General features: G+C 37.8%; 7 protein-coding genes. 6 read left to right on the top strand and 1 reads right to left on the bottom strand.

Annotated elements, in window-relative coordinates:
• Positions 1-160: 160 nt before the first annotated feature.
• A complete protein-coding gene (plsY, locus tag V7137_RS11255; RefSeq protein ID WP_335698178.1) occupies positions 161-760 on the bottom strand; it encodes a glycerol-3-phosphate 1-O-acyltransferase PlsY in 600 nt (199 codons plus the stop codon).
• Positions 761-1,064: 304 nt separating this feature from the next.
• On the opposite strand from plsY, the gene V7137_RS11250 reads away from it, so the two are divergent.
• From V7137_RS11250 to V7137_RS11225, 6 genes are all read left to right on the top strand, one after another.
• The gene (locus V7137_RS11250; protein ID WP_335698177.1) at positions 1,065-2,357 is read left to right on the top strand and encodes a diguanylate cyclase; all 1,293 of its coding nucleotides are present in this window, start codon (positions 1,065-1,067) and stop codon (positions 2,355-2,357) included.
• Positions 2,358-2,370: 13 nt separating this feature from the next.
• Positions 2,371-2,784 (top strand): hypothetical protein, encoded by a 414-nt coding sequence (locus tag V7137_RS11245; protein ID WP_335698176.1) that lies wholly within the window; start codon positions 2,371-2,373, stop codon positions 2,782-2,784.
• 120 nt (positions 2,785-2,904) lie between these two features.
• A complete protein-coding gene (locus V7137_RS11240) occupies positions 2,905-3,255 on the top strand; it encodes a CoA-binding protein (protein ID WP_335698175.1) in 351 nt (116 codons plus the stop codon).
• Between the two features lie 291 nt (positions 3,256-3,546).
• A complete protein-coding gene (parE, locus tag V7137_RS11235) occupies positions 3,547-5,526 on the top strand; it encodes a DNA topoisomerase IV subunit B (protein ID WP_335698174.1) in 1,980 nt (659 codons plus the stop codon).
• Positions 5,523-7,961 (top strand): DNA topoisomerase IV subunit A, encoded by a 2,439-nt coding sequence (parC, locus tag V7137_RS11230; RefSeq protein WP_335698173.1) that lies wholly within the window; start codon positions 5,523-5,525, stop codon positions 7,959-7,961. The genes parE and parC overlap by 4 nt, the downstream gene beginning before the upstream one ends.
• Positions 7,962-8,056: 95 nt before the next feature.
• The gene (locus V7137_RS11225; protein WP_335698172.1) at positions 8,057-8,815 is read left to right on the top strand and encodes a hypothetical protein; all 759 of its coding nucleotides are present in this window, start codon (positions 8,057-8,059) and stop codon (positions 8,813-8,815) included.
• Positions 8,816-8,984 lie beyond the last annotated feature (169 nt).

Below are 8,984 nucleotides of genomic sequence, written 5' to 3'. Positions count from 1 at the left end.
AATTAATGCGAAAACAGCTTAAAGAAATAGGCTATGTTAAAGCATATTTTTGATTTTGGCACCCTGTTGATTGGAGCGAAGCGCCTGGAGCGGAAATCAACAGGCAAGTTTAACAGAGGCAAGAAATAAAAAACAAGAACCGAGAACTCGGTCCTTGTTACTACAGCCATTTAATTTTCGGCTCAGTTTTATTCATAATTCGTTTGATATTTGTTCGATGCCGGTAGATGACAAACGAAGCAAGGAAAAGAACGACAATGAGTAAGGGAATGTCCCATTCATAAATAACACCTGAAACAATCGCAAACATCACGGCTGTAACCCCAGCAATCATAGAAGATAAGGACACATATTTTGATATGTATAAACTAATAAAAAAGAAAATCAATACAGTAATAAACATAAACGGAGCATAGAACAATACGACACCACCTGATGTAGCCACCGCTTTTCCGCCACGAAACCCTGCGAAGATGGGATAGGTATGTCCGACTACAGCAAAAATCCCCGCCAGTAATGGACTGATCTCAACTTGAAAGAGGTGCGGCAAGGCAGCTGCTAAAGTCCCTTTCAGGATATCAGCAAGTGTAACGGCTAATCCTGCTTTTACTCCCAATGTTCGAAATGTATTAGTACCTCCTAAATTTCCGCTCCCATGTTCACGAATATCTGTTTTATAAAAAACCTTTCCGATTATTAATCCAGATGGGATTGAACCAAGTAAATATGCCAGAATCAATACTAAAATAATTTGAACCATTCATTATTTCTCCTTCTACAAAAAGATCCAGTCCTTCTATTTTACCATGTAATTTAGAAAAAACACTATTATTCCTTTCCCATGACACTGCTTTTTTGATTAATAGTCAAAAGTAAGAACAAATAGAGTCAAATTTATTACAAAAATAAGGAGAATTATCAAACGATTTGATAACCCATTGAAAGCCATGTATGGAGTAAATATAATTTAGATAAAAACATAGAAAACCAATATAAACCGGCCTAGAAAACGTGAGAATGGTCGGTTTTAGCATATCATCTTAAAATGAAAGAGGTGAATTTAAATGGTAACCAATCTTCAGCAATATTTTCATTACCAAGACCAAGATGTGAAAATTTTATATGTAGAAGAGGAAAAGTTTACACGAGATAAGCTTCTCTGCGTACTTAAACGCCGGTTTGCCAATGTTTATGCAGCAACCGACGGTGTCGATGGATATGATCTTTACCAACGTTATCATCCTGAGTTAATTATCTGTGCTCTCAAAATGAACCAATGGAGCGGATTAGAAATGATCAAAAAAATCCGGGCATTAAACGATAAAGTGCAAGTGATTGTTACAACAAATTATAAAGATCAAGAATACTTATTACAGACATTCGCAAATCATGTAAACCATTATATCTTAAAACCCATCGACTTAAATCAGCTCTATCAATCCATTCAAAAATCAGTCTATCAAATACACCTTGAACAAGCTTTTTCCAAACAAAAGAAGTTGACAAGAGCCCTATTGGACTTTCAGGACAATCTTATCTTTATTATTGAAAACGATGAAATAATCGAATTCAATCAAGCCTTTTCCAACTTTACAGGAATTTGCAAGGATCAGACACTTTTACATAAGAGTCTTTCTAGTTTTTTTGTAGATGATGCTAATTGTTTTTCTCCCATCAACAAAAGCAGATGGTTTGAGGAGTTAAAAGAATCGAGGAAAATCTCTGTAAATATACACTGGAAAGACATCGGTGGTAGAAAGATGATTTTTACTTTAAGGTGCGAGTCCATACCTGGTTCGAACCAGTATATTGTTATATGTAAGGATATCACTAATATAGAGGATGAATCTAGAAAGAATAGACAATTAGTGCTGATGGATTCTTTAACGAACAGTGTTAACTCATTAGAAATTAATGCGATCTTGGAAGTAGAGCTGAGACGTGCAGAACGATTAAACCAGCCATTTTCGATGATTTTAATGGATATCGATTTCTTTAAAGATGTAAATGAAAGGTATGGACAACAGGCAGGTGATAAAGTCCTCTCTACCATCTCCATCATTGTTCAACAACGGATTCGAGAAACAGATATTTTTGCCCGCAGGGGAGGGGAAGAATTCATTCTACTCACCCCTGGAACAGATGGAAATGGGGCACAGGAATTAGCGGAATCTATCGGTACGATTATCGAGGAGTTTCATTTTCAAAATATCAGAAAGATAACGTGTAGTTTTGGGATTTCCGAGTTTTCTAATGGGAAAGCAAAAGATGAATTAATCTTAGAGGCAAATCAAGCACTCACTCAGTCTAAAGACAATGGAAGAAACTGTGTAACTATTTACAACAAAGCGAGTTAAGAAGGTGATTATAGTGCATGTGTGGTATATTTTTTTACTCTTTGGTTTCGGAGCGTTTAGCTTTATCATTTTTAACCATTTTAAGAGGGATCAAGAGCATCGAAACCTGCTAGAGAAAAGTGAAAAAAAGTACCAGGATTTAACAAAAAAATACGAAGCACTAGAAAACAAAAATTTACATTTAGAAAAGCAAATTCAAGAAGAAAAAGAAATAACTACCATGATCGAACAAGTGTTTTGCCAGCCGTTAAATAGCTTATCATTGTTAATTCAAGACGTAAGAGAAGCACATGAGTTCGGGGAAATTGATGATCACTATATAGCCAGTTTTACTTGTGAAAGCATGCAGCAAATTAAGCTAATGTCACAGTCGATTAATGATATTCACATAAAAAGTAAATCAAATGAGGAAAAAACCCTTATCTAAGTACGTGAATCAAGACATTCTAAGCAGACTTTAGTCCATACTTTTTCTCTTTAAGATTTTAAATTATGTTTTTTTTGAAAAAATAGGTAAAATAAAGAAAAAAGCTTAGGAGTGAGATGGATGAACATTGAAAATCCAAGTCGCAATGAAATCGGAACGATTTTAAAAAAAGCCAAAAGAATCGCGGTAGTTGGTTTGAGTAATAATCCTGAACGAACCTCTTATCTAGTGACAGAAGCCATGCAAAAAGCAGGTTATGAAATTATTCCGGTGAATCCAACGATTGATGAGGCTCTAGGCGTGAAAGCTGTTGCATCACTTAAGGATATTGAAGGACATGTGGACNNAGATATATACTGGGCCCAACTTGGCCTCGAAAATGAAGAAGCATATGAGTTCCTTAAAAGTAAAGGCTATACAGTAATCATGAATCGCTGTATTAAAGTTGAACATGCATTAACCAGGGTTTAAAATCCTGCCTAAAAACTGCTAATTTCTAGCAGTTTTTTTATTTATATCTGCCTTAAAACCTATGATAATTTTATTACGAAAATGTGTTGTTTAAAATTACGTATTTGCTAAATCGAAATAAATCGCTACAATAAAGCATAGACGCCGCGAGAAATATGATAAAATAAAAAACGGCAAACATTGGTTCTATTTTACTTTTATAAACAGAAAATATAAAGAATGACTATTCAATTAGTTCATGAAGCAATTAGAAGGATACTTCTTTTTGTAGGGAATGAAAGGGGTATTTTAGTGGCAAGGAATCAGCAAGTTTTTGATTATAATGATGATGCCATACAGGTACTAGAAGGACTGGAGGCGGTTAGGAAACGTCCAGGAATGTACATTGGCAGCACCGATTCACGCGGTCTTCACCATCTCGTTTATGAGATTGTCGATAATTCCGTCGATGAGGCGCTGGGTGGATTTGGTGATCAAATCATTGTAAAAATACACAAAGATAATTCTATTAGTGTTCATGACCGTGGACGCGGAATGCCTACTGGTATGCACAAAATGGGGAAACCGACACCAGAGGTTATTTTAACGGTGCTTCATGCTGGCGGAAAGTTCGGCCAAGGCGGCTATAAAACAAGCGGCGGATTGCACGGTGTTGGTGCATCTGTTGTTAATGCCTTATCAGAATGGTTAACTGTCACCATTAAAAGGGACGGTTTCGTATATGAACAGCGCTTTGAAAATGGGGGGAAACCAGTAACAACCCTCGAAAAAATCGGCAAAACTAATCAAACGGGGACAACGATTCATTTCAAGCCAGATGCGACAATTTTTTCGACAACCACTTATAATTTCGAAACCTTATGCGAGAGGTTAAGAGAGTCAGCCTTCTTGTTAAAAGGATTAAAAATTGAAATTATCGATGATCGTAATGATTTCCACGAAGTCTTTCATTATGAAAATGGAATTGAAGCGTTTGTTGCCTATTTAAACGAAGAGAAGGATGTCCTCCATCCAGTTGTTAGTCTGGAAGGCTCTCATCATGGGATTGAAGTGGATTTTGCGTTTCAATTTAATGATGGCTATTCAGAAAATGTCCTCTCCTTTGTTAATAATGTCCGCACAAGAGATGGGGGTACCCACGAGGCCGGAGCAAAAACAGCAATGACCAGGGTATTCAATGATTATGCTCGCAAGGTCTCCTTCTTAAAAGAAAAAGACAAAAACCTTGATGGTGCAGATATCCGCGAAGGATTATCGGCAATTATCTCCGTAAGAATCCCGGAAGAATTGCTCCAGTTCGAAGGACAAACGAAAGGGAAGTTAGGAACAAGTGAAGCACGGTCAGCTGTTGATTCAGTTGTTTCTGAGCACCTCTCCTATTTTCTAGAAGAGAATCCTGATATTAGCTCCCTTCTTATCAAAAAATCGATCAAAGCCTATCAAGCAAGAGAGGCTGCTAGGAAAGCCCGTGAGGACGCAAGAAGCGGTAAAAAACGTAAACGCTCAGATGCTGTCTTATCTGGTAAATTAACACCTGCACAATCACGGAATCCGCAAAGGAATGAAATCTACCTGGTTGAGGGTGATTCCGCGGGAGGTTCTGCAAAACAAGGGCGTGACCGACGCTTCCAAGCAGTCCTTCCACTTAGAGGTAAAGTAATTAATACTGAAAAAGCTAAGCTCGCTGACATTTTTAAAAATGAAGAAATCAATACGATTATTCATGCAATCGGCGGCGGAGTTGGATCCGATTTTAATGTAGAAGACATCAATTACGATAAAATAGTCATTATGACAGATGCGGATACAGATGGAGCGCATATTCAGGTTTTGCTGCTTACTTTCTTTTATCGTTATATGAAGCCGTTGTTAGAAGCAGGCAAAGTGTTTATTGCACTGCCACCGCTTTATAAGGTGAGTAAGGGGACAGGCAAAAAGGAAATTATTGAATATGCTTGGAATGAGGATGAACTTCAAGGTGCAATGAAAAAAGTGGGTAGAGGGTATATTATCCAGCGTTACAAAGGACTTGGTGAAATGAACGCCGACCAGCTCTGGGAAACAACCATGGACCCTGAAACACGGACGTTAATTCGAGTGAAAATTGATGATGCTGCACGTGCAGAACGCCGAGTGACCACACTGATGGGTGACAAGGTTGAACCACGACGTAAATGGATTGAAAGCAATGTAGCATTTGGTTTAGAAGAAGATGACACGATTTTAGAAAATGAAAATATTACGGTCTCCGAGGAGGGTTCTGAAGGATGAGTGCAACTGAAAAATTCCGAGACTTGCCTCTAGAAGATGTCATTGGTGATCGTTTTGGCAGATATAGTAAGTATATTATCCAGGAGCGTGCTCTTCCGGATGCACGTGATGGTCTAAAGCCCGTACAGCGACGAATTCTTTATGCGATGCATGTAGAAGGAAATACACACGATAAAGGCTTTCGAAAATCAGCTAAAACGGTTGGTAATGTAATTGGTAATTACCATCCACACGGGGATTCCTCCGTATACGAGGCAATGGTGCGGATGAGTCAGGACTGGAAGGTTCGTAATGTCCTTGTTCAAATGCATGGAAACAATGGGAGTGTCGATGGTGACCCGCCTGCTGCGATGCGTTATACAGAAGCAAGGCTTTCCGCTATTGCCGCTGAATTAATGCGTGATATTGAAAAAAATACGGTTGAATTTATTCCAAACTTTGATGATACATCGAAAGAGCCAACCGTTTTACCAGCGATGTTCCCGAACCTTTTAGTCAATGGATCGACAGGAATTTCTGCGGGTTATGCAACAGATATTCCACCACATCACCTTGGTGAAATCATTGACGGGGTAATCAAGAGAATGGACCATCCTGATTGTTCTGTGGAAGAATTAATGACAATCATTAAAGGTCCAGATTTCCCGACGGGCGGTATTATACAAGGGATAGATGGGATTAAAAAAGCCTATGAAACTGGTAAAGGGAAAATAATCGTCCGCAGTAAAGCCGATATCGAAGAGGTTCGAGGCGGTAAGCAGCAAATCGTCGTTTCAGAAATTCCATATGAGGTGAATAAAGCCAATCTCGTTAAAAAAATGGATGAGTTCCGACTTGATCGAAAAGTGGAAGGCATCTCAGAGATTCGTGATGAAACGGACCGGACAGGTCTAAGAATCGTTATTGAACTAAAGAAAGATGCCGATGCAGCTGGTGTCTTGAACTATTTATATAAAAATAGTGATCTTCAAGTAACCTATAATTTTAATATGGTTGCGATTCATAAGAAACATCCAAAATTAATGGGACTTAGAGAATTATTGGATGCCTATATCGAGCACCAAAAAGAAGTAGTCACAAGAAGAACGCAATATGATCTTAATAAAGCAAGAGAACGGCAGCATATTGTTGAGGGTTTAATGAAGGCTTTATCGATTCTTGATGAAGTGATTGCTACCATCCGTGCATCCAAGGATAAACGCGATGCGAAGGATAATTTGATTGCAAAGTTTGCCTTTACTGAGCTGCAATCTGAAGCAATTGTTTCCTTACAACTCTACCGCTTAACGAACACCGATATTACTGCACTGAGACAGGAAGCGGAAGAATTAGCGAAGAAAATCGAAGAGCTTACTAGCATTTTAGCAAGTGAAAAAGCCCTGTTCACTGTGATTAAAAAAGAATTAAAAGACGTAAAAAAACGTTTTGCAGATGAACGTCGTTCTAAGATTGAAGCAGAAATCGAAGAATTGAAAATCAACCTTGAAGTTACTGTCCCTAGCGAAGATGTGATTGTAACGATTACAAAACAAGGCTATGTGAAACGGACGAGCCCGCGTTCTTATGCAGCTTCCAATGGTCAGGATTTAGCAATGAAGGATACTGATCGATTATTAGCGCAGCTTGAAATGAATACGAAGGATGTCTTGCTCCTCTTCACAAATAAAGGGAATTATTTATTCTGTCCTGTTCATGAACTACCAGATATCCGCTGGAAAGACCTAGGACAACATGTGGCGAATATTATTCCAATAGATCGTGATGAAGAAATCATTCAAGCGATTCCTGTCAAAGACTTCGAAGCAAATTTATTCCTTGTTTTTGTCACGAAAAATGGCATGGTTAAGAAAACCGAACTGAAACAATACAAAGCACAACGATATTCTAAACCACTTGTTGCCGTTAATCTTAAAGATGATGATCAAGTAATGGATGTTCATTTAACAGATGGAACAAAAGAATTATTTGTCGTTACGCACTTAGGTTATTCATTATGGTTTCATGAAGAAGAAATCAGTATTGTTGGTGCACGTGCCGCAGGTGTTAAAGGAATCAATTTAAAGGATGAGGATTTCGTGATTGGCGGAAAAATCATTGATCCAGCTAGTAACGAAACAATCGTCATTTCTACACAGCGTGGTGCTGTGAAGAGGATGAAAATGAAAGAGTTTGAAAAAGCCACCAGGGCTAAACGTGGTGTGGTCATTTTAAGGGAGCTTAAATCAAATCCACACCGCATCGTGGGATTTGAAATTGCCAATGAACATGATGTGATTTATATCCAAACGGAAAAAGGTCACATCGAAACCCTTAATACAGTAGACATACATTTCAGTGACCGTTATTCGAATGGATCATTTATTCTTGATGAACAAGATAACGGCAAGGTAACGATTGTTTGGAAAGTAACCACTCCAGAAAAATCAAGTGAATAAAATTTTTCCGGGACTCTCTAAAAATAGAGAGTCCCTTTTTCATCTTTTTTCCAAAACTGGACATACTAACTAGTATCAGATTGGGGGGTTCATGGATGAAAAAAGAGATGCTTTTGGTTCTTGCTTCGTTTTTTCTCATGTCACTTACTGCGATTACTGGGGTTTATGCAATTGAAGAAACAACAAAAATAATTACGATTTCAAAAGACAATGTAGATATTACAGGTGATGGTAAAGAGGAAGAGATTCTACTTAAAGGAGTTCCTTATCAGAAAGAAGATTCCTTTTTAGAGAGGATTTACATCGATATTAGCGCCTCAAATGGAAAAAAATTCACGTATCCTTTAGAAAGTGGTGCGAAGGCTTCACTTCATATTGTCGATTTAAACAATGATGGAGTAAAGGACATATTTGCAAGTGTGTTAACTAGGGAAAGTGAAAAAATAGTCCAACATTACTCCTATTCTATCAAGAACAATGTCCAGACAAAGTTAGCTCTGCCTGAACCGCTTGAAATAGATAGTCACTTTCTAAATGGATACAAAGCGGAAATTAAAATTAACAAAACGGGCCAGTGTTACTTATTTGATTTAAAGGACCGTCAACAATATTATAAAAAGCTTGGACTTTATTATCATGGAAAGCTAAATGAGCCTACAGAATTAACCGTTAATCCTTTTAGCAGTCTCAGGCCTATCCATGTAGAGGATCATAAAGTGGGGTTACTAGGGGAGCAGCGAATAACGGGGATCGCCAATGCCGATGTCATTGCCTCTATTGAATCAACGTGGTCATATGATCACGGCAAATGGAAGTTAGACCGGACAGTTGTTCATAAAGAAATAAATAAATGATCTACATGCTATCGGCACAGGTTCTCCTGTGTTTTTTTTTAATTTTTATCAAATTATCGAAGGGGATATACATAGCTTTACAAAATTTTCCCTTGAGTTTGAGTATAATCATAAATGAATAGTATTGTTCATATTTAGTTCATAAAAATAAGGTAAATTTACTCATAAA

Origin of the sequence: Neobacillus drentensis, from assembly GCF_036962765.1 — a bacterium.
GTDB lineage: Bacteria > Bacillota > Bacilli > Bacillales > Cytobacillaceae > Neobacillus > Neobacillus drentensis_C.
This window is presented reverse-complemented; position numbering and strand designations above follow the sequence as displayed.

Coding starts and splice junctions, on each gene's coding strand:
- plsY (WP_335698178.1), bottom strand. CDS start 760: ATGGTTCAAATTATTTTAGTATTGATTCTGGCATATTTACTTGGTTCA.
- parC (WP_335698173.1), top strand. CDS start 5,523: ATGAGTGCAACTGAAAAATTCCGAGACTTGCCTCTAGAAGATGTCATT.
- V7137_RS11225 (WP_335698172.1), top strand. CDS start 8,057: ATGAAAAAAGAGATGCTTTTGGTTCTTGCTTCGTTTTTTCTCATGTCA.
- V7137_RS11250 (WP_335698177.1), top strand. CDS start 1,065: ATGGTAACCAATCTTCAGCAATATTTTCATTACCAAGACCAAGATGTG.